This window comes from Allobrachymonas wangyanguii (assembly GCF_045055315.1).
Taxonomy (GTDB): Bacteria; Pseudomonadota; Gammaproteobacteria; order Burkholderiales; family Burkholderiaceae_C; genus Brachymonas; species Brachymonas wangyanguii.
Window position 1 is genome coordinate 640443 of record NZ_CP173677.1, and the last position, 22459, is coordinate 662901.

Consider the following 22459-nt stretch of genomic DNA (forward strand, 5'->3'; position numbering starts at 1 on the left):
ATTCCGGAGCACCGCCATGGCACCGCGCAGAGCCCCCCTCAAGCTGATCGTGGTTGACCGCGACGGCACCCTGAATGTGTACCGCAAGGGCTACATCAAGGGCCCGGAGGAGTGGGAGCCGATTCCCGGCGCCATGGAAGCGCTTGGCCTGCTGGCGCGTGCCGGCTGGCATGTGGTGGTGGCCAGCAACCAGCCGGCGCTGGGCCGCGGCGTGATGGACATGGCCTCGCTCAACCAGATCCATGAGGTCATGCACCGCCAGGTGCAGGCGCATGGCGGCCGTATCGACGCCGTGTTCTTTTGCCCGCACAGCCTGGAAGAAGCCTGCAGTTGCCGCAAGCCCGAATCCGGCATGTTCCTGGAGATTGCCGAGCGCTACGGCGTCGAGCTGTCGTCCATCCATGCCGTGGGCGATGCGCTGCGTGACGTGCAGGCAGCCTCGGCGGCCGGCTGCATGGTGCACCTGGTCTGCACCGGTGAAGGCGAAATCTGGCGTGACCAGCCGCTGGACCCGGCGTTTCCGCCCCATACGCGCGTGCACAGCGATTTCCTCGATTTTGCCCGCACCCTGCTGCTCGAAGAAGAAGCAGCACAGGCTGAGGTGGCCGCCGGCAGTCCGGCTGGCCTGACACCCTGAACACCGGCTGCAGCATCCGCATGACCGAGTCCACCCGCTCCGAACCGCTGCTGCAGCACCCGCAGGCCAACTGCCAGCTGGTGCTGGAGGGCCAGGACATTGGTTACCGGCTGCAGCGCAGCCACCGCCGCACGCTGGGCATGCGCATCACCCAGGACGGTCTGGCGGTATCAGCACCTTTCTGGGTCACGCGGGGCCAGGTCGAGCATGTGCTGCTGTCCAAGGCTGCCTGGATCCTGCGCAAGCTGCGCGAGCATTATCTGGCTGGCAAGGCGGCCATGCAGCCGCTGCACTGGCAGCACGGCATGCAGTTGCAGGTGCTGGGGCAGCCGGCCCGGGTGCTCTTGTGCGAACAGCCGGCATCGGCTGGCAAACTGCCTTCGGCGCGCGCCCAGGCCCGGCTCGCCAGCCTGGCGCACTGGCAGCCCGGCGTGCAGGATGCGTCCGCCAGCCTGACGCTGAGCCTGCCGCCGCAGGCCACGGCAGCCGACATGCGGCGCGTCACGCTGGCCTGGTTCCAGCAGCAGGCGCTGCGCCATTTGCAGCAGCGCGTTGCCGTCTATGCGCCGATGCTGGACGTGCATTGCACGGCGCTGCACCTGAGCAATGCGCGTACGCGCTGGGGCAGTGCCAGTGCGCGCGGCGTGATTCGCCTGCATTGGGGCCTGCTGCATTTTCCGCCGGCAGTGCTCGATTACGTGGTGGTGCACGAACTCTGCCACCTGCGCGAGATGAACCACAGCCCGCGCTTCTGGGCGCTGGTCGAGCAGCTGATGCCCCACTATCGCGAACAGCGCGACTGGCTGTCACGCGCACGCCTGCCGCAGTGGTGAACGCCTGAAGCAGCCAAAACAAAACGCCCTGGGCGATCAGCCGCAGGGCGCTTGTCGGGTGCAGGACGCGATCAGGAGCTGATGCGCTTGCCCTTCTTGCCGTTCTGGCCGGCCTTGTACAGTTTCACGCGATACACGCCCATGTCCTTCACGCCCAGCTGCGTGGCAGCGGCACGGCTCAGGTCGATGATGCGGCCCTTGGCGTAGGGACCACGGTCGTTGATGCGCACGATCACGGACTTGCCGGTGGTCGGGCTTTCCACGCGCACCAGCGTGCCAAAGGGCAGCGTCTTGTGGGCAGCCGTCATGGCGTTCATGTTGTAGCGCTCGCCGTTGGCGGTCAGGCGGTTGTGGAATTGCGCACCGTACCAGGAGGCGCTGCCTTGCTGGAACGACGCCACCTGGGTGTCGGCGTGCAGCTCGGTCGGCTTGCTGAGGGAGGTGACGGTCTTCTCGTTCGGCAGCACGGCCTCGGCCTTGCGGTCACGCAGGTTCTGGGCCTTGGAGAAGCTGTCGGCGGCGGGGGCAGCCAGTTCGAACTTGTCGGACTGGGCGGCGGCCGGTGCCATCAGGGTGGTGGAAAGCGCCACGGCAGCAGCGGTTTTCAGCACCCGGGACAGCACGATACGGGCGCCGGAAAGAGTGGTGGAAATAGTCATAGGGGCAAAATTTACCCCGCGTTGAAGGACTTCGCAACTTTTTTGTGGCGTTTGACACGAAAAAATGGCATAAAAGATGCGATCTTCATGCATTTTTCAGCCTATTGACAGCTTTGTCCTGAAAACGGCTAGCGCCCGGGGACTTGCTTCCGGCCATGCGCGACCTACAATCCCAATCCATAAATACAGACGATAAATACAACAAGATCTGCGGGCAGATCCAGGAGTGAGACAAGACATGGCAAGCGGCACCACCTACACCATCAGCGATCTGGCCAAGGAATTTGACCTGACGACCCGTGCCATCCGTTTTTATGAAGACATGGGCTTGCTGAACCCCCGCCGCGAAGGGGCAGGGCAGCGCGTGCGCATCTATTCCCCGCGTGACCGCATCCATCTCAAGCTCACGCTGCGTGCCAAGCGCCTCGGTTTCAGCCTGGCCGAGGCCAAGGAAATCATCGATCTCTACGAAAGCCCGCGTGATACGGCCCCGCAGCTGCGCAAGTACCTGCAGACGCTGGCGCACCACCGTTGCCAGCTGGAGACACAGCTGGCCGAGCTGCAGGCCAACCTCGATGAGGTGAAGGCGCACGAGGACGAGGCGCGCACCGTGCTGCAGCAGATGGAGCCGGCCTCGACAAAAAAAAGCACTTGACCCCGCAGGTATTAGGGGAAACCTGTATTTGACGTTTACGTCAACGTCATACAATTTCGGCATACACCACTGACCACACAGGAGACACCCATGAGCAACATGCCCGGACTCGACTTCCAGCTCGGCGAAGACATCGACGCACTGCGCGACGCCGTATACACCTTTGCCCAGGCTGAAATCGCCCCGCGCGCTGCCGAGGCAGACCGTACGGACCAGTTTCCGATGGACCTGTGGCAGAAATTCGGCGAGCTGGGCGTGCTGGGCATGACCGTGCCCGAAGAATACGGTGGCACCAACATGGGTTACCTGGCGCACATGATCGCGCTGGAAGAAATCAGCCGCGCCAGCGCCGCCATCGGCCTGAGCTACGGCGCGCACTCCAACCTGTGCGTGAACCAGATCAAGCGCAACGGCAACGAGGCGCAGAAGCAGAAATACCTGCCCAAGCTGTGCAGCGGCGAGCACATCGGTGCGCTGGCCATGTCCGAGCCGGGTGCCGGCTCGGACGTGGTGAGCATGAAGCTCAAGGCCGAGGACAAGGGCGGCTACTACCTGCTCAACGGCAGCAAGATGTGGATCACCAACGGCCCTGACGCCGACACCATGGTGGTCTATGCCAAGACCGAGCCCGAGCTGGGCGCACGCGGCATCACCGCCTTCGTGGTCGAGAAGGGCATGAAGGGCTTCAGCACGGCACAGAAGCTGGACAAGCTGGGCATGCGCGGCAGCCATACCGGCGAGATGGTGTTCCAGGACGTGGAAGTGCCGGCCGAGAACATTCTGGGTGAGCTCAACGGCGGCGTGAAGGTGCTGATGAGCGGCCTGGACTACGAGCGCGCCGTGCTGGCCGCTGGCCCGGTCGGTATCATGCAGGCCGTGATGGACAACGTCGTGCCCTATATCCACGATCGCAAGCAGTTTGGCCAGAGCATTGGCGAATTCCAGCTGATCCAGGGCAAGGTCGCCGACATGTACACACTGCTGCAGGCGGGCCGCTCCTTCCTGTACACCATCGGCAAAAACCTCGATGCCCTTGGTGGCGGCCATGCCCGCCAGGTGCGCAAGGACTGCGCATCCGTTATCCTGTGGACGGCGGAAATGGCAACCAAGATGGCCGGTGACGGCATCCAGATCTTCGGTGGCAACGGCTATATTAACGAGTACCCGCTGGGTCGCTTGTGGCGTGATGCCAAGCTCTACGAGATTGGCGCCGGCACCAGCGAGATCCGCCGCATGCTGATTGGTCGCGAGTTGTTCGCAGAAACCATGTAAGACCGGCATGCAGCCAGGCCCTGTCCCCCCGGACAGGGCTTTTTTCCATGGAACAACAAGGAAGCACATGACAGACACAGCCAAGAAGAAAGTCGATAACCTGGAAAACCTGTTCGAGAGCAATCGGTGCTGGGCGGAGCAGCAGGTCGTCAAAAACCCCGGCTTCTTCTCGCGCCTGCTGGCCCAGCAGAATCCCGAATACATGTGGATTGGCTGTTCCGACAGCCGCGTACCGGCCAACCAGATCACCGGTCTGGATCCGGGAGAGGTGTTTGTGCACCGCAACGTGGCCAACGTGGTAGTGCCGACTGATCTGAACTGTCTGTCCACGCTGCAGTACGCGGTTGACCAGCTCAAGGTCAAGCACGTGCTGGTGGTGGGCCATTACGGTTGCGGTGGCGTGGCGGCGGCGCTGCACGAGCAGCGCGTCGGCCTGGCCGACAACTGGATTCGCCACGTGCGCGATGTCTACGATCGCCATATCCGCCGCATGGAACGCGTGGTGCCGGAGCGTCAGCTCGACGGCCTGTGCGAGCTCAACACCATCGAGCAGGTGATCAAGGTGGCACAGACCACCGTGGTAACCGATGCCTGGGCGCGCGGCCAGGACCTGACGCTGCACGGCTGGGTCTATGGCATCAGCGATGGCCTGATCCACGACATGCACATGACGGCTGGCGATGCGGCCGACATGAAGGAAGCCTATCTGGCGGCGCTGGAGCACTGGGAGCAGAAATACTGCGGATAATGGCTATACAAGCCATTTCATGACAATAGCAGGACATCCGGAGACAGCATGATCCCGCAGACCACTGACGACGCCACCCTGGCCACCGATATCGCCCAGGCGATGGTGGACGGTTTTGACCGCCACTACCGCCTGTTCCGTGCCGAATCCTCGCGCGCCAAGCAGCGTTTCGAGATCCAGGACTGGCATGGTCAGCAACGCGCCCAGCGCGAACGCATTGCCTTTTACGACATGCGCGTGCGCGAATGCGTGCTGCGGCTGGAGCGCGAATTCCGCGCCCAGCACCTGCCGATGGATGTCTGGCTACATGCCAAGCTGATCTACATCGGGCTGCTGGTCAACCACCACCAGCCCGAGCTGGCCGAGACCTTCTTCAACTCGGTCACCACCAAGATCCTGCACCGCAGCTATTTCCACAACGATTTCGTCTTCGTGCTGCCTGCCATCAGCACCGAGTACATCGAATGCCAGCCGGACGTGAAGGTCACGTCCTACCGTGCCTACTACCCGAAGAGCGCTGGCGAGCTGCGCGGCTGCCTGGAAACGCTGATCCTGGACTACGGCCTGCATGCCCCGTTCGAGGACCTGGACGCCGACATCAGCCGCATCGAGCCGCTGTTCCTGGCGCAGATCGGCGATGGCCGGTTGCGCTCCAACTTCCAGGTGCAGGTGCTGTCCAACCTGTTCTTCCGCAACAAGGGCGCCTATGTGGTGGGCAAGATCGTCAACAGCTTCCGCGAGGTGCCGTTTTCGCTGCCGATCCTGTTCAACGAGAACGGCAAGCTGTACATCGACGCCGCGTTGTTTGGCGAGAACGACCTGCAGTCGCTGTTCAGTTTTGCGCGGGCCTACTTCATGGTCGACATGGAGATCCCCTCGGCCTATGTGCACTTCCTGCGCAGCCTGATGCCGCGCCTGCCGCGCGCCGAGATCTACAACGCGCTCGGCCTGGCCAAGCAGGGCAAGACGTTGTTCTACCGCGACTTCCTGTTCCACCTGCTGCACAGCACCGACAAGTTCCGCATCGCCCCCGGCATCAAGGGCATGGTGATGCTGGTGTTCGACCTGCCGTCCTTCCCCTATGTGTTCAAGGTGATCAAGGACTACTACCCGCCGCAGAAGGACACCTCGCGCGAACTGATCAAGGAAAAGTACAAGCTGGTACGCGACCACGACCGCGTGGGCCGCATGGCCGACACCATGGAGTACAGCCTGGTGGCGTTTGCACGCGACCGTTTCGAGGACGAGCTGATCGAGGAAATCCAGAAGTTCGCCCCGAGCCAGATCGAGATTTCCGACCGCGACGGCAATGGCCAGCAGGAGGTCATCCTCAAGCATGTCTATATCGAGCGCCGCATGGTGCCGCTGAATATCTACCTGCAGGAATCCTTCGATTCCGGCCTGGACAGCCCGAAGGCGCGCCACCAGATGGAGCATGCCGTGATCGAATATGGCAATGCGATCAAGGATCTGGTGGCGGCCAACATCTTCCCGGGCGACATGCTGTGGAAGAACTTTGGCGTCACGCGTCATGGAAAGGTCGTGTTTTACGATTACGATGAAATCGAATACATGACCGACTGCAATTTCCGCAAGGTGCCAGCGCCACGCAACGAGGAAGACGAGATGTCGGGCGAGATCTGGTATCACGTCGGACCCAAGGACGTATTCCCCGAAACCTTCGGGCCCTTCCTGCTCGGCAACGATGCCGTGCGCGAAGTCTTCATGAAATACCACGGCGACCTGCTGGACCCCCAGTTCTGGCAGGCGCACAAAGAGCGCATCCAGCGTGGTGAAGTGCTGGATGTATTTCCCTATGAGCAGGATCGGCGGTTTTCCCGCCAGCAGGACCTGCCAACCCCACAGGAGTAAAAAGCATGGCTGAATCCATCGTTATCGTCGCCGCAAAGCGCACCCCCATGGGCTCTTTCCAGAGCGACTTTGCCAATCTGTCTGCCAGCGATCTGGGTGCCGTGGCGATCAAGGCTGCCGTCGAGCAGGCCGGCCTGAAGCCCGAGCAGGTCGAGCAGGTCTACTTCGGCAACGTGCTGATGGCTGGCCAGGGCCAGGCGCCGGCGCGCCAGGCCACGCTGAAGGCTGGCCTGCCCAAGTCTTCCGCTGCCGTGACCGTGCACAAGGTGTGCGGCTCTGCCATGCAGACCATCATGATGGCTGCCGACACCATCAAGGCCGGCAGCGCCGACATCCTGGTGGCCGGTGGCATGGAAAGCATGACCAACGCCCCCTACCTGCTGAAGAAGGCACGTGGCGGCTACCGCATCGGTCACGACAAGGTGTATGACCACATGATGCTGGACGGCCTGGAAGATGCCTACGAGGAAGGCCGCAGCATGGGTACCTTCGGCGAAGAGTGTGCCGGGAAGTACAACTTCACGCGCGAGCAGCAGGACGCGTTTGCCATGGCCAGCGTGCAGCGCGCGCAGGACGCCATCGCTGCTGGCGCCTTCAAGGACGAGATCGTGCCGGTGACCGTGGCTGATCGCAAGGGCGAGCGCGTGATCGACACCGACGAAGGTCCGGGCAAGATCAAGATCGACAAGATCCCGACGCTGCGTCCCGCCTTCAAGAAGGACGGCACGATTACCGCTGCCGCTTCTTCCAGCATCAACGACGGCGCTGCCGCCGTGGTGCTGATGACCGAATCCAAGGCCAAGGAGCTGGGTTGCACGCCGCTGGCACGCATCGTCAGCCACGCCGCCTTCGCGCAGGAGCCCAACTGGTTCACCACCGCTCCGGTTGGTTCTACCAAGAAGGCGCTGGACAAGGCCGGCTGGAAGGTCGAGGACGTGGACCTGTGGGAAGTGAACGAGGCTTTTGCCGTGGTGCCGATGGCGCTGATGGCCGAGCTGAACGTGCCGCATGACAAGGTCAACGTGAACGGCGGCGCCTGCGCGCTGGGCCACCCGATCGGCGCTTCCGGTGCCCGTATCGTGGTGACGCTGATCCACGCGCTGAAGGCGCGCGGCCTGAAGAAGGGCCTGGCCACGCTGTGTATCGGCGGTGGTGAAGGCACTTCCATGTGTATCGAACTGGTGTAATGCCAGACCGCAGGGCGGCTGCCATGGGGCAGCGCCCTGCCTGAGACAGGAGACAGCATGGCACAGGTGTTGCTGATAGGGGCCTCGCGTGGCATTGGCTACGAGATGGCGCGCCAGTATGTGGCGAATGGCGATCAGGTGATTGCCACCGCACGGGATGATGCCGGACTGGCCCGGCTGGAAGCACTGGGCGTGGCCCAGACCTTGCGTGTGGATGTGGCTGATCCGGCCAGTGTCAGCGGCTTGAGCTGGCAGCTGGATGGTGTGGCGCTGGATGTGGCGATTTATGTGGCGGGAGTGCCCGGCCGCGGTGATGCGCTGAGCCCGCCAACGCAGCAGGACTTTGACCAGATCATGCACGCCAACGTGCTCGGTGCGATGCAGGTGATTCCGCAGGTGGCACCGCTGGTAGAAGCAGGGCGGGGCGGCCAGGGTGGCGTCTTTGCTTTCGTGTCCAGCATTCTGGGCAGCATTGCCGTTGCCGACAGCAGCCACAGCTGGCTGTACCGTGTCAGCAAGACGGCGCTCAACATGGCCGTGGCATCGGCCCGTTTTGATTACCCGCGTAGCACCATGGTGCTGCTGCATCCGGGTTGGACGCAGACCGACATGGGCGGTGCCGAGGCGCCGGTGAAGGTCGAGGACAGTGCGCGTGGCATGCGCCAGGTGCTGGAGAGCAATCCGGCCAATGGCGGCTTCCTGCAATACGATGGCCAGGCGCTGGACTGGTAAGTCGCACCTGCCTGTCATCCCGAGAATTTTTCAAGAACAGAACACGAGGAGAAAGCCATGCTGCTGACCCAGGACCAGGAAATGGTGCGCGATGCCGTTCGCGCCTTTGCACAAGAACAGCTGTGGCCCAATGCCGCCCAGTGGGACAAGGAGCACACCTTCCCCAAGGAAGCACACAAGGGCCTGGCCGAGCTGGGTGCCTATGGTATCTGCGTACCGGAAGAGTACGGCGGAGCCGGCCTGGATTACGTGACGCTGGCCCTGGTGCTGGAAGAGATCGCTGCCGGTGACGGCGGTACCAGCACGGCGATCAGCGTGACCAACTGCCCGTACAACGCGATCCTGATGCGTTACGGCAATGAGCAGCAGAAGCAGCAGTGGCTGGTGCCGGCTGCGCGTGGCGATATCCTGGGTGCGTTCTGCCTGACCGAGCCGCACGTGGGCTCCGACGCTTCCGCCATCCGCACCACGGCGGTGAAGGACGGCAATGAGTACGTGATCAACGGTACCAAGCAGTTCATTACCAGCGGCAAGCATGGCCAGGCCGCGGTGGTGATCGCCGTGACCGACAAGGCTGCCGGCAAGAAGGGCCTGAGCGCCTTCATGGTGGGCACCGACAACCCGGGCTGGAAAGTCGCCAGCCTGGAGCACAAGCTCGGCCAGCACAGCAGCGATACCGCACAGATCCTGTTTGACAACTGCCGCATTCCGGCCGAGAACCTGATCGGCGAGGAAGGCGAGGGCTACAAGATTGCCCTGAGCGCGCTGGAAGGCGGCCGTATCGGCATTGCCTCGCAGAGCGTGGGCATGGCGCGCAGCGCGCTGGATTTTGCCATCCAGTACGCCAAGGAGCGCGAGGCCTTCGGCGTGCCGATCATCGAGCACCAGGCGGTGTCTTTCCGCCTGGCCGATTGCGCCACGCAACTGGAAGCGGCACGCCAGCTGATCTGGCACGCCGCCAGCCTGCGCGATGCCGGCAAGCCCTGCCTGAAGGAAGCGGCCATGGCCAAGCTGTTTGCCAGCGAAACGGCCGAAAAGGTCTGCTCGGTGGCGATCCAGACCCTGGGTGGCTACGGCGTGACGGCCGACTTCCCGGTGGAGCGTATCTACCGCGACGTGCGCGTGTGCCAGATCTACGAGGGCACGAGTGATGTGCAGAAGATCATCATTTCCCGGGCGCTGTGAGTGGCTGGTGAGGTGATTTGATGGGGCGGCCTGCGGGCCGCTTTTTTGTGCTCGCCTCATGAAATGTAATAAAAAAGAATTCATATTTGTTATCATGCGGCTTGTCTGAATTCTTGAAACCCAAGATTGCTTGGGTTATATTGAACATGCCTGCTGTACTTCCGCCCTTCCGGGCCTGGCGTATCGTGATTTATCCGAATGACCATCGCCCGCCACATGTGCATGTGCTGGGTGTGGAGGAACATGCCAGGTTCGAGTTGCTGTGTGATCTGGCCAGAGTGAAGCTGTACAGCCAGAAAGGATTTACGTTGCAGCAGTTGCGGCAACTGGCGGCCTATCTGACACGGCATATCGGACAGTTATGCCAACAATGGGAGAACATCCATGGCTGAATCCCTGATCACCGAAAGCGACTACCTGCAGGCCAGTGCGCGTGGCGAGCAGTTGCTTGCGCATGGCCCGTTGGCCTTGTCGGCGCGTCATGAAGAGGGTCGTATCTGCATCGAACTGGATAATGGCTGTGCGTTTGCATTTCCGGTGGCGCATGCCCAAGGGCTGGCAGATGCAGCACCTACGGCCTTGTCAAGGATCGAGGTGACGGGCGCTGGTCTGGGTCTCTACTGGCCGGATCTGGATGTGGATCTGTATGTACCGCATCTGATCAAAGGGGTGTTCGGCAGCAAGCGCTGGATGGCGCAGATCGGTGCTGTGGGCGGTCGCGTCAGCTCGCCGGCCAAGGCGGTAGCAGCGCGGGCTAATGGGCGTCTGGGTGGTCGACCACGCAAGGCCAGGCCTTTGGCAGACTCCTGAAATAAAGAGATGCTGGTAGCTTGAACTGTCCAAACTCCAAGGATCAGATCACTTTTTTTGCACTTGTGAGAAGATTAAATACAGTCTATATTTGGTCTCAAGGAGGGGCCATGCGTTATTCAACCCAAGTCAAACCGGTGAGCTATCTGAAGGCCAATGCTGCAGAGGTGTTGAACACCTTGGTGGAAGAGCGCCAGCCCCTGGTCATCACGCAGAACGGCATGGCCAAGGCAGTGCTGCAGGATGTAGCCAGTTATGAGGAAACACAGGAAACGCTGGCATTGCTGAAGATTCTTGCGCTGGGTCGTCAAGACGAGGAAGCAGGGCGAATCGCGCCTGCCGGAGCCGTGCTTGCGCGCCTGCGTGACAAACTGGCCAAGCGCTGAGCCCTGCGATGGCCAATCACTATGAGGTGGTCCTGACTCCAGGCGCAGAGCAGGATCTGGAGGCGATCATCGGCTACATCGCCGAGCACGACTGTCCTGCCAACGCGGAACGGGTTCTGGATCAATTGTCAGAGGTGCTTGCCAGCCTGGAGCACATGCCAGAACGCGGCAGTATTCCCAAGGAATTGCTTGCATTGGGAATCCGAGAGTACCGCCAGCTCTTGTTCAAGCCCTGGCGTTGCATCTATCGGATCACCGAGTCACAGCGTGTGGTGGTGTATCTGGTGGTGGATGGGCGCAGGGATATGCAGGGGCTGTTGCAGCGGCGCTTGCTGGGGGCTACTTTGTAGATGACACCTTGATCATGTAGGCATGCATCTGATTTGACATGCAAGCATCAACTGGGACAGATAGCATGAACCGTGCCTACAGTAGCAAAGCTAGTGACTAATTAATAAAACTATGAATCCTTGTTGGAAACGCGATCCTCAGAGATGTCAAATACAGGCCACAGATGGCGAGGAATAGGCTTTTCAAGTTGCCACTGGACCGTAATTGGCCGTTCACCATTCCAAGAAACAAATAGGGGTGTGCCGCAGTAAATAAATGGGGCGGCCTTGCCATTCCTTAATTTATTAAATCGGACAAAGAGGTGAACAACTGTATTGCTCTCCGTGCCATTGAGTATTCGTCCTATCAAGCTGTCTTTTCGAGTTTGATTTTGACTCTGCCATTGCATGCTGTAGGCATCATGGAAGTGATCTTCGTATTCGTTGCCGCTTGAAAGAGAGCCTTTGTTAAGGGTGGTTAATAAAATAAGCGTGTTGCCGGTACGGACAATACCTGCATTCCAGTTGCCAGGATTGAAGCTGGTGCCGAAGAATGCTGGTATTTCTTCGCGAGGATATTCTCTCCATAAAGTCAGGGCGCCGCTGGGGTTCGTGTTAGTGGGCTCTCTGTTGGTGTTGCGCTCGCTAGAATTGGCACGCCATTCTGCGAGCTCTAAAAGCATGCCTGTAGCAGCGCCTCGTGGATCCGGGTGAGTGAGGGCTAGGCCATCACCTTTGCGACGTAAAAATGGGCTGTCACGCCAAAATTCTAAACCAATGCTGGTGGCAGGATGGTATGGATTTAAGCTGAGTAGTGCTGAAATAGCAACTTCGGGAATTACTTTGTCGCGCTCCAATTGGCGAATTAAGCTGAGAATATGCCGATAAGCTGTGGCATCTACAGAGTCACCCATGTCGCGCACAAAGTCAAACCAACCGCCGTGACCATTGTTGATGGGGTCGAAACCCATGTTGGCTACTTGCGTGGCAGTTGGGCGTTTTCCATGACGTAGATGGTAGTCTTTGTATTGTGCTTCCAAGTCTGCAGTATATGGTTTCGGTTGCAATAGCTCGCGAAGGATTTCTATGGTTTTGAGATCGTAAGTGACATGGCAATTGGCTGGCAACGGAAGAGTGCCGTTTAACACTTGATCAAGTTTAACGCTTAATGAGCGATCGCCTGGCCCTGCACTTAGGAGAGCACGTAGCTTTGTTAGGAAAATTCTGTGATTTCCAATGTAGTCAATCACTTGTAGAGTTTTGCCCTCCACTTTCCTGAGGCCGCGTCCTAACTGTTGTAGCCAAATAATTGCACTTTCTGTAGGGCGTAGCATGATGACAGTGCCGATATTGGGTACGTCCACGCCTTCGTTAAACATGTCAACAGAAAAAATAATATCAATTTCCCCACGCCCCAATTTTTCCAACGATGTGGTCCTAGGGGCAGAATCAGCCCCCGAGTGTACAGCGACTGCATCTATACCATGGGATTGAAAGAATTGCGACATAAATTTCGCATGCCGCACTGAACAGCAAAAACCGATGGCAGGTCCTTGACGATGCTTGCGAAATTGATCTAAGGCATTGGCTGCTCTGGCCTCGGTTGCCAAGGCTGCATCCAAAGCGTCAGGATCAAATTGGTTTGAGCGCCACGGTATTTGACCGTAATCAACCTCATCTGGAACGCCAAAATAATGGAAGGGGGCCAGCAGGTTTGCATCAATGCCTTCAAATAAGTCGCATTGATAAACTAGATTGTTGTCACAGAGAGGAAGTAGGTCGGCGCCATCAGTACGATCAGGGGTAGCTGTTAGTCCAAGCAGGTATTGGGGTGAAAAATGGTTTAGTAAATTTAAGTAGCTACTGGCTGCGGCATGGTGAAACTCATCTACTACGATATAGTCAAAGCTGTTGCTAGGGAAATTTCTTAAGTGACTTTGTTTCCCGATGGTTTGGACGGATGCAAAAACTATGTCTGCATGCATATCTTTGTGGCTAGCGTTGTAGCGACCTATACTGGAATCAGGTCTGATACGCCTGAAGGAATTGATGGCTTGATTGAGAATTTCTTCTCTATGCGCCACGAATAAGATACGATGGAAAGAGAGGCTGTCAAAGGCGGCAAGCCATGTTTTTCCTAGACCGGTTGCAAGCACCACTAAGCCTGCACGTTGCCCTCGCGCACGAGAGTCCTTTAAGGCACTCAGTGCCTCTTCTTGAATGTGGTGGGGGTGCACCGCTGCTGGTAAAGGTTCGTCAGCAATTATTTTTTGTGCAATAGTTTTGAGAGAGCTGCTCTGTCTTCTGGCGATGTATTGCTCAATCCAGCTGTTGGTCAGTATTTTGACGTTGGGGTGTGCAAGTAGGGTATCAAAAGCGGCGGCAACTTCATCAGTAGCATTTTCGGTATGCAAATTCCATTCCACACCAGTGGTTAGTGCTGTCTTAGAAAGATTAGAGCTACCTACAATCACGGATCCATGTTGCTGTTTTGCGCGAAATAGCCAGGTCTTAGGGTGAAAGCTACTACCGCTTGCTTCAAATATATAGAGTCTTGCGCCATCTAAGTCCATCAAACGCTGTAGCGCCTCAGGCTCTGTGATGTCTAAATAATCCCCAACGATGATGCGTAGATGCCCACCTCGTTGTAGCAAGTCCCGAAGCCAGGGTTCTAACAATTGCACGCCAGAGCTCATCGCGAATGCAACGGCTAGGTCAACACTGTCCGCACGATCCAAGCCTTCAGTAACAAGAGGGAGTAATGGATCATTGCTTCCGGTACTGAGTTTTGGGGCTGGTGTGAGTGTGCGGTTCAGCTGGAAGTGGAAGTGCCCGTGCTCCTCTGACGCATGAAAGTCAGTGCCTCCAGATGCTAGAGCGTCGCTGATCATCTGTAATATGGCCGACTGCTCGATAATCGAAAGTTCAGACCATTTGGCGGTATGGCGGGGAACAGCAAATACCCCACTTTGTGATTGGCAGATAGGGCAGGGTTCTACGTCTTCCGCAACTTGGGGCGAATCTGTCATGATTTGGAAATTGGATGAACACGACAAGCGCTTTGGATGGAGGGCCTGTCACGTACTGGCAATATTCGCCGTAGGAGTGTCGGTGTACTAGTGGCGATGCGATGAGGATGAATGTAGCACGCTGTAAGCCACTCTACGAGTTGCGGACTAGCCTTGGCAGTTCTCCAATAAAAAATGCCCGCAACTGCGGGCATTCCTGTCACTGGGCAAGGCGAACCATCACACCGGCGGCTGCTGATCCTCCGGATCCACCACCGTCACCGGCACCTGCTGCACCGGCGCAGTCGAGCCCGCAGGCCCGCTGGTGGCATCAACCACTGCCTGCAGCAGCGTCCCGCCATTGCCAAACACGGTCCACAGCGGAAAGCCTGCTGCCACACCGGCGGTAGCGACCAGGATCGCACCTGGTCCCATCATCAGCGCGGCGATCAGGCCGGCACCCACTGCCACGCGGCCGCCGGTGCCTTGCTGGTCCCAGGCGCGGCGCTTGGCTTCACGCGCCAGCAGCTTGATGCTGGGCAGGGCGGCCTTGTTGTTCAGGGTGGCGCTCAGGGCCTGACTGGCCTTGTTCAACAGGGTGTCGCCAGACTGGCGCAGTTGCAGCAGGCGCGCGGCCCAGTCGTGCAGGGCAGTGCGATCCACATCGTTCATGCGGGACACCATGTCGCGCACAAAGGCGTGCTGTTCCTGCTGGGTCTGCTGCGGTGGTACCTCGGCGTGGGGGCGGGCATCGGCCTGGGCCTGCTTGCGGGCCAGTTCTTCTTCCAGCTGGCGCACGCGGTCACGCAGGGCTTGCACGTCGTCCTGCTCGGGCTGCGAGGCGGGAGTGATAGGTTGTTGGTTCTGATCCATGAGGCGATCCTCTGACTGCTGTGGTAATGATGTACAGATGCTGCTATTTTGGGCAGCTTCAAGCGGCAAGGTGTAAGCAGAAACAGGGAATTGCAACCGTAGCGCGCAGCGCCCGTGCCGCTAAGATGCAGGCATACTTGGCTATCATCTTCCCTCACTCTTGCAAGGCCGTGACAGCGGCCTGGTCCGTGTCACCGCTTGCGTGCTGACGACCCTGCTGGGCCTGTCCGCATGGCCGGCCCAGGCACAGCAGGAGGCCCCCGCCACGGTCTGGCGCATGGGCGATACCGTCCATTACGATGGCTATATGGATGCCGATGCGATACAGCATGTGCGTTTCCATGCCGCGCGTGGCGCGCATACGCTGTCCATCAGCTCGCGTGGTGGCGATGTGGAACTGGGCATGGCACTGGGCGATGTGCTGGCGCAACACGGCATGGATGTGGAGGTGCGCGATGTTTGTCTCTCCTCCTGTGCCAACTACGTGTTTCCGGCCGGCCAGCGCAAGCTGCTGCAGCGCCACAGCCTGCTGGGCTGGCATGGCGGCGTGCTGCAGGACATGGCTGACAGCATCCCGCCCGAGGCGCGCCAGCAGTACCAAAACTATGTGCAGCGCGTGGCGCCGCTGGAGCGTGCCTTCTTCCAGCGCATTGGCGTCGATCAGGCCAGCACCACTTGGGGCCAGCGGCCGGAGTTTGCCCGCTACCGTGATTGCATCGGCTGGAGCTACAGCCTGGACATGATGCGCCGTTTCGGCATCGAGCAGGTGCGGGTACAGGGCGGCAAGCGCTGGCAGCCGCCGGCCAGCTTCCGGGGACGCTGCGTATTCCATATCGATGCGCCCCGGCTGGCAAAATAAGCCTATTCCGCAACCTGATTTCCTGAGCGATTACCCCGTGAGCAAACGCAAGAATACCGACTGGCTGCAGGCACCGTGCCCCTGCGGCCGCCTGTCCCCGAAACAGCAGCCCCTGACGGGCGGTGAATGCTGTGGCCGCTATATCGAGAACTTCATGGACCTGCCGGCGCCTGATGCCGAAAGCCTGATGCGATCGCGCTATACCGCCTTTGTGCAGGGCCGCACCGCCTACCTGCTGGCCACCTGGCAGCGCGACAAGCGCCCGGACATGCTGGAGCCGGAGCAGGGCGTGCAATGGCTGGGGCTGGAGGTCAAGGACCACCAGCTGATCGATGCCGAACACGCTGAAGTCGAATTCGTCGCGCGCTGGCGCGTCAACGGCCGCGCCGAGCGCATGCACGAACGCAGCCGCTTTGTCCGGCTGGAAGACGGCGAAATGTCACGCTGGATCTACGTGGACGGAGAGCAGCTGTGACGCAGCGCTTCGCCGCCGTGCTGTTCGATTGCGATGGCGTGCTGGTGGACAGCGAGCCGCTGACCATGGGCGTGCTGCGGGATCTGCTCGAAGAGCGCGGCTGGAAGCTGACGCTGCAGGAATGCATGCAAATTTTCGTCGGCAAGGCCACGCGCGACGAGGCGGCGCGCATCGAGCGCGAAACCGGCCAGCCTTTCACTACCGAGTGGCTGCACGGCTTCTGGGCCGCGCGCGATGTGGCCTTGCGCGCGCAGCTGCAGCCGGTGGCGGGTGCGCCCGAGCTGGTGCGGCTGGCGCACGCCCACACACAAGGCCAGATCGCCTGCGTGTCTGGCGCCGACCGCAACAAGATCAAGCTGCAACTGGCCTTGACCGGCCTGACCGACTGGTTCCGCGCCGACTGCATCTTCAGCGGCCACGAGTTTGCGCGCAGCAAGCCGTACCCTGATATCTATCTGGCAGCCATGCAGCAGCTGCAGGTGCCGGCAGGGGAGTGTCTGGTGATCGAGGACAGCGTGACTGGGGTTAGAGCCGGTGCCGCGGCCGGGGCGCGGGTGGTAGGCTATGCCTGTCCGCACAACCCGGTGGTAACGGCTGAAGCCCTGTTGCAGGCGGGTGCTTTTGCCGTGGTCTCGGAGTTGTCGCAGATCAGCGACTGGCTGCACTGATTTCGTATTGGGGCTTACCCTGAATCCTGCGATTCGGGGGTCGCCAATCCCGGGGTGGCTGGCTAGAATCTTGAATTGACGTTTACGTAAACGTGACATCAAGATCACGCGTACAGGTAGGCTACTGAACACACCACCACCGAGGAGACCAGCCATGACCGCCGACACGCAGCACACTGCCGTGCCAACCCGCTCTGCACTGCTGACCAGCAGTATCGACCGTGGCGCGACCACGCCAGCCCTGCTGGAAACCACGATTGGCGACCACTTTGATGCGATTGCCAAACGTTACCCGGATCACGAGGCACTGGTCAGCCGCCACCAGGGCATCCGCCTGACCTACCGCGAACTGCAGCAGAAGGCCACCCAGCTGGCCAGCGCCATGCTGCGCAGCGGCCTGACCAAGGGCGATCGCGTCGGCCTGTGGTCGCACAACAATGCCGAATGGCTGATCACCCAGGTGGCTACGGCCAAGGTCGGCATCATCCTGGTCAACATCAACCCGGCCTACCGCGTGGCCGAGGTCGAGTACGCGCTCAACAAGGTCGCGTGCAAGGCCCTGATCACCATGCCGAGCTTCAAGACCAGCAACTACATCGGCATGCTGCAGGAACTGGCTCCCGAGCTGCCGAACTGTCATCCGGGCATGCTGGCGCTGTCCAGGCTGCCGCACCTGCGCGGCATCATCTGGATCGATGAGCCGGGGCAGGGCGAGGACATCCCCGGCATGCGCCGTTTCAGCGAGTGGATCGGGCGTGGTGATGCGGACGATGCCGAAGTGGCGGCGATCCAGAAGACGCTGACCAACACCGATCCGATCAACATCCAGTTCACCAGCGGTACCACCGGCTTCCCCAAGGGCGCCACGCTGACGCACCGCAACATCCTCAACAACGGCTATCTGGTGGGCGAGTGCATCGGCCTGACCGACCAGGACCGTCTGTGCTGCCCGGTGCCGCTGTACCACTGCTTTGGCATGGTGATGAGCAACCTGGCCTGCATGACGCACGGTGCCTGCGTCGTCTACCCGAACGATGCCTTTGATCCGCTGCTGGTGCTGGAAACGGTGCAGGCAGAGCGCTGTACCGCGCTGCACGGCGTGCCCACCATGTTCATCGCCGAGCTGGACCACCCGCGCTTCCAGGAGTTCGACCTGTCCACGCTGCGCACCGGCATCATGGCCGGATCGCCGTGCCCGATCGAGGTGATGAAGCGTGTGGTGGGCGAGATGCACATGTCGCAGGTGACGATTGCCTACGGCATGACGGAAACCAGCCCGGTGAGCTGCCAGAGCGGCATGGACACGCCGCTGGAGCGTCGCGTATCCACCGTGGGCCAGGTGCAGCCGCACCTGGAGATCAAGATTGTCAGCCCGGAAACCGGCGAGGTCGTGCCTTGCGGCGAAACCGGCGAGTTCTGCACCAGGGGCTATTCGGTGATGCACGGTTACTGGAACGATCCGGTCAAGACGCAGGAAGCGATCGACGCAGACGGCTGGATGCACACCGGTGACCTGGCCACCATGGACGAGGAGGGCTACGTCAAGATCGTCGGCCGCATCAAGGACATGGTGATCCGCGGCGGCGAGAACGTCTACCCGCGCGAAATCGAGGAATTCCTCTACCGTCACCCCAAGGTGCAGGATGTGCAGGTGGTTGGCGTGCCCGACGAGCGCTTTGGCGAGGAGCTGTGCGCCTGGATCATTTCCAAGCCCGGTCAGGAGCTCGACGAAGAGCAGATCCGCGAGTTCTGCAAGGGCCAGATCGCCCACTACAAGGTGCCCAAGTACATGCGCTTCGTGACCGAGTTCCCGATGACGGTGACCGGCAAGATCCAGAAGTTCAAGATTCGCGAACTGATGAAGGAAGAGCTCAACCTGAATGAGCAGAAGACGGCGTAAGCCTCCAGGAGAATTTCGATGCCAGTGATTGTTTCCAAACTCAATGCCCGTTCGGCAGATTTCCAGGCCAACGCCGCCGCCATGCAGGCCGTGGTCGATGACCTGCGCGCCCGCGTCGAGCAGATTGCCCTGGGCGGCCCCGAAGCCGCGCGTGACAAGCATGTGGCGCGTGGCAAGCTGCTGCCGCGCCAGCGCGTGGAAATGCTGCTCGATCCGGGTACGCCTTTCCTGGAAATCGCGCCGATGGCTGCCTTCCGCATGTATCCGGACCGTGACGGCAGCGATTCCGCGCCGGGCGCCGGCGTGATCTGCGGCATTGGCCGCGTCTCCGGCGTGGACTGCATGATCGTCTGCAACGACGCTACCGTGAAGGGCGGTACCTACTACCCGATGACGGTGAAGAAGCACCTGCGCGCCCAGGAAATCGCCCAGCAGAACCATCTGCCCTGCATTTATCTGGTGGACAGCGGCGGTGCCAACCTGCCGAACCAGGACGAGGTGTTCCCGGATCGCGACCACTTTGGCCGCATCTTCTTCAACCAGGCCAACCTGAGTGCGCTGGGCATCGCCCAGATCGCCGTGGTGATGGGTTCCTGTACCGCTGGCGGTGCCTACGTACCGGCGATGAGCGACGAGACCATCATCGTGAAGAACCAGGGCACGATTTTCCTGGGTGGCCCGCCGCTGGTGAAGGCTGCAACCGGTGAAGTGGTGACGGCCGAAGACCTGGGCGGTGGTGATGTGCACACGCGCCTGTCCGGCGTGGCCGACCACCTGGCGCAGAACGACACCCATGCGCTGGCACTGGCGCGCAGCATCGTCGACAACCTGAACCACCAGAAGCAGCCGCTGCCGCAGTACGCCGAGCCGAAGCCGCCGCGCTACGACGCCAAGGAGCTGTACGGCATCATCCCGACCGACACGCGCAAGCCGTTTGACGTGCGCGAGATCATCGCCCGCATCGTGGACGATTCCGAGCTGGACGAGTTCAAGGCCCGCTTCGGCACCACGCTGGTGTGCGGTTTTGCCCGTATCGAGGGCATGAAGGTCGGCATCATTGCCAACAATGGCATCCTGTTCGGAGAGAGCGCGCAGAAGGGCGCCCACTTCATCGAGCTGTGCTGCCACCGCAAGATCCCGCTGGTGTTCCTGCAGAACATCACCGGCTTCATGGTCGGCCGCAAGTACGAGAACGAGGGCATTGCGCGCCACGGCGCCAAGATGGTGACGGCCGTGGCCACCGCCAACGTGCCGAAGTTCACCGTGGTGATCGGCGGCTCCTTTGGTGCCGGCAACTACGGCATGTGCGGCCGCGCCTACAGCCCGCGCTTCCTGTGGATGTGGCCCAACGCCCGCATCTCCGTGATGGGCGGCGAGCAGGCTGCCAGCGTGCTGGCCACGGTGCGCCGTGACGGTATCGAATCCAAGGGCGGTCAGTGGAGCGCCGAGGAAGAGGAGGCCTTCAAGGCCCCGATCCGCCAGCAGTACGAAGACCAGGGCCATCCCTACTACGCCAGCGCGCGCCTGTGGGACGACGGCATCATCGATCCGGCCGATACGCGCCGCATGCTGGCGCTGGGCCTGTCTGCCGCCTACAACGCCCCGATCGAAGAGCCGAAGTTCGGTATCTTCCGCATGTAAGGACGGAGAGCGATCGTGCTGCGTCGTCACCTGCCCCTCGCCCTGTGCGCGCTGCTGCTGGCATCGGCGGCACAGGCGCGCGTGGTCGAAACCCGCACCCAGGTGCCGGTGCAGGTGACGGATCGTGCCGGCCAGGTGGTGCAGCGTGCGCTGCAGGTCACCGTGTTCCGTGACGATGCCCGGCGCGGCGCCTTGCCGCTGGCCGTGATCAGCCATGGCCGTCCGGCCACGCGTGCTGGGCAGACCGGCATGGGGCGAGCCCATTACGGCGCTGCTGCGCGCTATTTGGCGCAGAAAGGCTATGTGGTGGCGGTGCCCACGCGCATTGGCTACGGCGTGACGGGTGGCGCGGATGTCGAGGCCTCCGGCAACTGTGATCGACGTGAATACGGCCCGGGCTTCCGCGCCGCCGCCACGCAGATCCTGGCCGTGGTTGATGCCGTGCAGCAGCAGCCGCAGGTGCGCCGTGACGGCACGCTGCTGGTCGGCCACTCCTACGGTGCGATCGCCTCGCTCGAAGCCGCCGCCATGCGCCCCAAGGGCGTGGCCGCCGTGATCAATTTCTCCGGCGGTGCCGGTGCCGATCCGGTGGCACGACCGGGCCAGCCCTGTTCCACCTTCCCGCTGGCACAGCAGCTGCGCCAGCAGGGACTGCACAACCGCATGCCCACGCTGTGGCTGTATGCGCCCAATGACCGCTACCTGGGCCAGGAGGTGCCGCGCCAGTGGTTTGCCGCCTACACGCGCATCGGTGGCGTGGGCGAGTTCGTGCAGACGCGTGCCGTGGGCCAGGACGGCCACACCCTGTTTACCCATTTCCCGTCGGTCTGGCAGCCGCAGGTCAACCGGTTCCTGAACCGCTTGCCCGCCGCCAGCCGACCCTGATCATCCCGGAGACTCCATGTCTGCTCTCACCCTGGCTGTTGACGGCCATATCGCCACCCTGACGCTGTCGCGCCCCGACGTGCGCAATGCCTTCAATGACGAGGTCATCGCCGAACTGACGCAGGCCTTCACCGAACTGGACCAGCGCAGCGATGTGCGCGTGGTAGTGCTGGCGGCGCAAGGCCCGGCTTTCTGCGCCGGCGCCGACCTGAACTGGATGCGCCGCATGGCCGACTACACGCGTGACGAAAACCTGCAGGACGCCGGCAAGCTGGCCGAAATGCTTCGCGTGATCTATGCCTGCTCCAAGCCGGTGATCGCGCAGGTGCAGGGCGATGTCTATGCCGGTGGCATGGGCCTGGTGGCAGCCTGCGACATGGCAGTTAGCGTCGATACCGCCTTCTACTGCCTGAGTGAAGTCAGGCTCGGCCTGATCCCGGCCACCATCAGCCCTTACGTGATCCGTGCCATGGGCGCGCGCGCTTCGCACCGCTGGTTCCTGACCGCCGAGCGTTTCGACGCTGCCGAGGCGCATCGCATCGGTTTTGTCCACGCCGTGGTGCCGGCCGACCAGCTGGAAGCCAAGGTTGCCGAAATTGCCAAGGCGCTGGTCAGTGCCAGCCCGGCCGCGGTCAAGGCCTGCAAGCGCCTGGTGCAGGACGTGGCCGAGCGCGAGATCGATGCCGCCCTGATCGCATCCACCGTGGCTGGCATCGCCGACATCCGTGCCAGCGACGAAGGCCGCGAAGGCGTGCAGAGCTTCCTGCAGAAGCGCAAGCCGTCCTGGCTGGGCGCCTGAGCATGACAAAGTACCGTTTTCCCGGCATGTGCGCTGATGGCAGTCC

The 22459-nt window shown here is 61.1% G+C and carries 23 protein-coding genes; 20 read left to right on the forward strand and 3 right to left on the reverse strand.

Features of this window, described 5'->3' with window-relative positions; translation table 11 throughout:
- Positions 1-16: 16 nt before the first annotated feature.
- On the forward strand, positions 17-637 hold the full coding sequence (gene gmhB, locus ACI3EV_RS03005) for a D-glycero-beta-D-manno-heptose 1,7-bisphosphate 7-phosphatase (RefSeq protein ID WP_329769969.1): 621 nt from the start codon (positions 17-19) through the stop codon (positions 635-637).
- A 20-nt stretch (positions 638-657) separates the two neighbouring features.
- On the forward strand, positions 658-1470 hold the full coding sequence (locus tag ACI3EV_RS03010) for a SprT family zinc-dependent metalloprotease (RefSeq protein WP_337691466.1): 813 nt from the start codon (positions 658-660) through the stop codon (positions 1468-1470).
- A gap of 71 nt (positions 1471-1541) precedes the next feature.
- Here ACI3EV_RS03010 and ACI3EV_RS03015 read toward each other — a convergent pair whose 3' ends face one another.
- Positions 1542-2129, reverse strand: coding sequence for a septal ring lytic transglycosylase RlpA family protein (locus ACI3EV_RS03015; RefSeq protein ID WP_329769966.1), 588 nt, complete (start codon positions 2127-2129; stop codon positions 1542-1544).
- Positions 2130-2367: 238 nt separating this feature from the next.
- Here ACI3EV_RS03015 and ACI3EV_RS03020 point away from each other — a divergent pair, with 238 nt between their 5' ends.
- From ACI3EV_RS03020 to ACI3EV_RS03070, 11 genes are all read left to right on the forward strand, one after another.
- Positions 2368-2784 carry a MerR family DNA-binding transcriptional regulator gene (locus ACI3EV_RS03020; protein WP_329769965.1) on the forward strand — a complete coding sequence of 139 codons (417 nt, stop codon included), beginning with the start codon at positions 2368-2370 and terminating at the stop codon, positions 2782-2784.
- A 90-nt stretch (positions 2785-2874) separates the two neighbouring features.
- Positions 2875-4056, forward strand: coding sequence for an isovaleryl-CoA dehydrogenase (locus ACI3EV_RS03025; RefSeq protein WP_337691464.1), 1182 nt, complete (start codon positions 2875-2877; stop codon positions 4054-4056).
- 67 nt (positions 4057-4123) lie between these two features.
- Complete coding sequence (gene can, locus ACI3EV_RS03030) at positions 4124-4804, forward strand: carbonate dehydratase (protein WP_337691461.1); 681 nt, start codon at positions 4124-4126, stop codon at positions 4802-4804.
- A gap of 48 nt (positions 4805-4852) precedes the next feature.
- Positions 4853-6676 carry a bifunctional isocitrate dehydrogenase kinase/phosphatase gene (aceK, locus tag ACI3EV_RS03035; protein WP_329769962.1) on the forward strand — a complete coding sequence of 608 codons (1824 nt, stop codon included), beginning with the start codon at positions 4853-4855 and terminating at the stop codon, positions 6674-6676.
- 5 nt (positions 6677-6681) lie between these two features.
- The gene (locus tag ACI3EV_RS03040) at positions 6682-7863 is read left to right on the forward strand and encodes an acetyl-CoA C-acyltransferase (RefSeq protein WP_337691455.1); all 1182 of its coding nucleotides are present in this window, start codon (positions 6682-6684) and stop codon (positions 7861-7863) included.
- Between the two features lie 57 nt (positions 7864-7920).
- Positions 7921-8595: an SDR family oxidoreductase gene (locus ACI3EV_RS03045; protein WP_337691453.1), complete on the forward strand. Its 675-nt coding sequence runs from the start codon at positions 7921-7923 to the stop codon at positions 8593-8595.
- A 57-nt stretch (positions 8596-8652) separates the two neighbouring features.
- Positions 8653-9780, forward strand: coding sequence for an acyl-CoA dehydrogenase family protein (locus ACI3EV_RS03050; RefSeq protein ID WP_337691451.1), 1128 nt, complete (start codon positions 8653-8655; stop codon positions 9778-9780).
- Positions 9781-9881: 101 nt separating this feature from the next.
- Positions 9882-10172: a DUF4160 domain-containing protein gene (locus ACI3EV_RS03055; RefSeq protein WP_405198026.1), complete on the forward strand. Its 291-nt coding sequence runs from the start codon at positions 9882-9884 to the stop codon at positions 10170-10172.
- Positions 10165-10590 carry a DUF2442 domain-containing protein gene (locus ACI3EV_RS03060; RefSeq protein ID WP_329769957.1) on the forward strand — a complete coding sequence of 142 codons (426 nt, stop codon included), beginning with the start codon at positions 10165-10167 and terminating at the stop codon, positions 10588-10590. The genes ACI3EV_RS03055 and ACI3EV_RS03060 overlap by 8 nt, the downstream gene beginning before the upstream one ends.
- Positions 10591-10700: 110 nt before the next feature.
- Positions 10701-10976 carry a type II toxin-antitoxin system Phd/YefM family antitoxin gene (locus ACI3EV_RS03065; protein ID WP_329769956.1) on the forward strand — a complete coding sequence of 92 codons (276 nt, stop codon included), beginning with the start codon at positions 10701-10703 and terminating at the stop codon, positions 10974-10976.
- Between the two features lie 8 nt (positions 10977-10984).
- A complete protein-coding gene (locus ACI3EV_RS03070) occupies positions 10985-11326 on the forward strand; it encodes a type II toxin-antitoxin system RelE/ParE family toxin (protein WP_337691448.1) in 342 nt (113 codons plus the stop codon).
- A 110-nt stretch (positions 11327-11436) separates the two neighbouring features.
- Here ACI3EV_RS03070 and ACI3EV_RS03075 read toward each other — a convergent pair whose 3' ends face one another.
- Together ACI3EV_RS03075 and ACI3EV_RS03080 are read right to left on the reverse strand one after the other, a co-directional pair.
- On the reverse strand, positions 11437-14334 hold the full coding sequence (locus ACI3EV_RS03075) for a DUF3427 domain-containing protein (RefSeq protein WP_337691447.1): 2898 nt from the start codon (positions 14332-14334) through the stop codon (positions 11437-11439).
- Positions 14335-14553: 219 nt separating this feature from the next.
- Positions 14554-15186, reverse strand: a complete 633-nt coding sequence (locus ACI3EV_RS03080) for a hypothetical protein (RefSeq protein ID WP_337691446.1) — start codon at positions 15184-15186, stop codon at positions 14554-14556.
- 160 nt (positions 15187-15346) lie between these two features.
- Between ACI3EV_RS03080 and ACI3EV_RS03085 the strand changes: the two genes are divergently transcribed.
- The 7 genes from ACI3EV_RS03085 to ACI3EV_RS03115 all read left to right on the forward strand — a co-directional run bounded on the left by ACI3EV_RS03085 (position 15347) and on the right by ACI3EV_RS03115 (position 22413).
- A complete protein-coding gene (locus tag ACI3EV_RS03085) occupies positions 15347-16045 on the forward strand; it encodes a hypothetical protein (RefSeq protein ID WP_337691445.1) in 699 nt (232 codons plus the stop codon).
- A 37-nt stretch (positions 16046-16082) separates the two neighbouring features.
- The gene (locus ACI3EV_RS03090) at positions 16083-16520 is read left to right on the forward strand and encodes a YchJ family metal-binding protein (RefSeq protein ID WP_337691443.1); all 438 of its coding nucleotides are present in this window, start codon (positions 16083-16085) and stop codon (positions 16518-16520) included.
- Positions 16517-17188, forward strand: a complete 672-nt coding sequence (locus ACI3EV_RS03095) for an HAD family phosphatase (RefSeq protein WP_329769950.1) — start codon at positions 16517-16519, stop codon at positions 17186-17188. The genes ACI3EV_RS03090 and ACI3EV_RS03095 overlap by 4 nt, the downstream gene beginning before the upstream one ends.
- A gap of 154 nt (positions 17189-17342) precedes the next feature.
- Positions 17343-19088: an AMP-binding protein gene (locus tag ACI3EV_RS03100; RefSeq protein ID WP_337691442.1), complete on the forward strand. Its 1746-nt coding sequence runs from the start codon at positions 17343-17345 to the stop codon at positions 19086-19088.
- Positions 19089-19106: 18 nt separating this feature from the next.
- Positions 19107-20729 carry a carboxyl transferase domain-containing protein gene (locus ACI3EV_RS03105; RefSeq protein WP_337691441.1) on the forward strand — a complete coding sequence of 541 codons (1623 nt, stop codon included), beginning with the start codon at positions 19107-19109 and terminating at the stop codon, positions 20727-20729.
- A gap of 15 nt (positions 20730-20744) precedes the next feature.
- Positions 20745-21614 (forward strand): alpha/beta fold hydrolase, encoded by an 870-nt coding sequence (locus tag ACI3EV_RS03110; RefSeq protein WP_337691440.1) that lies wholly within the window; start codon positions 20745-20747, stop codon positions 21612-21614.
- 16 nt (positions 21615-21630) lie between these two features.
- Complete coding sequence (locus ACI3EV_RS03115) at positions 21631-22413, forward strand: enoyl-CoA hydratase/isomerase family protein (protein ID WP_337691437.1); 783 nt, start codon at positions 21631-21633, stop codon at positions 22411-22413.
- The last annotated feature ends 46 nt before the right edge of the window (positions 22414-22459 follow it).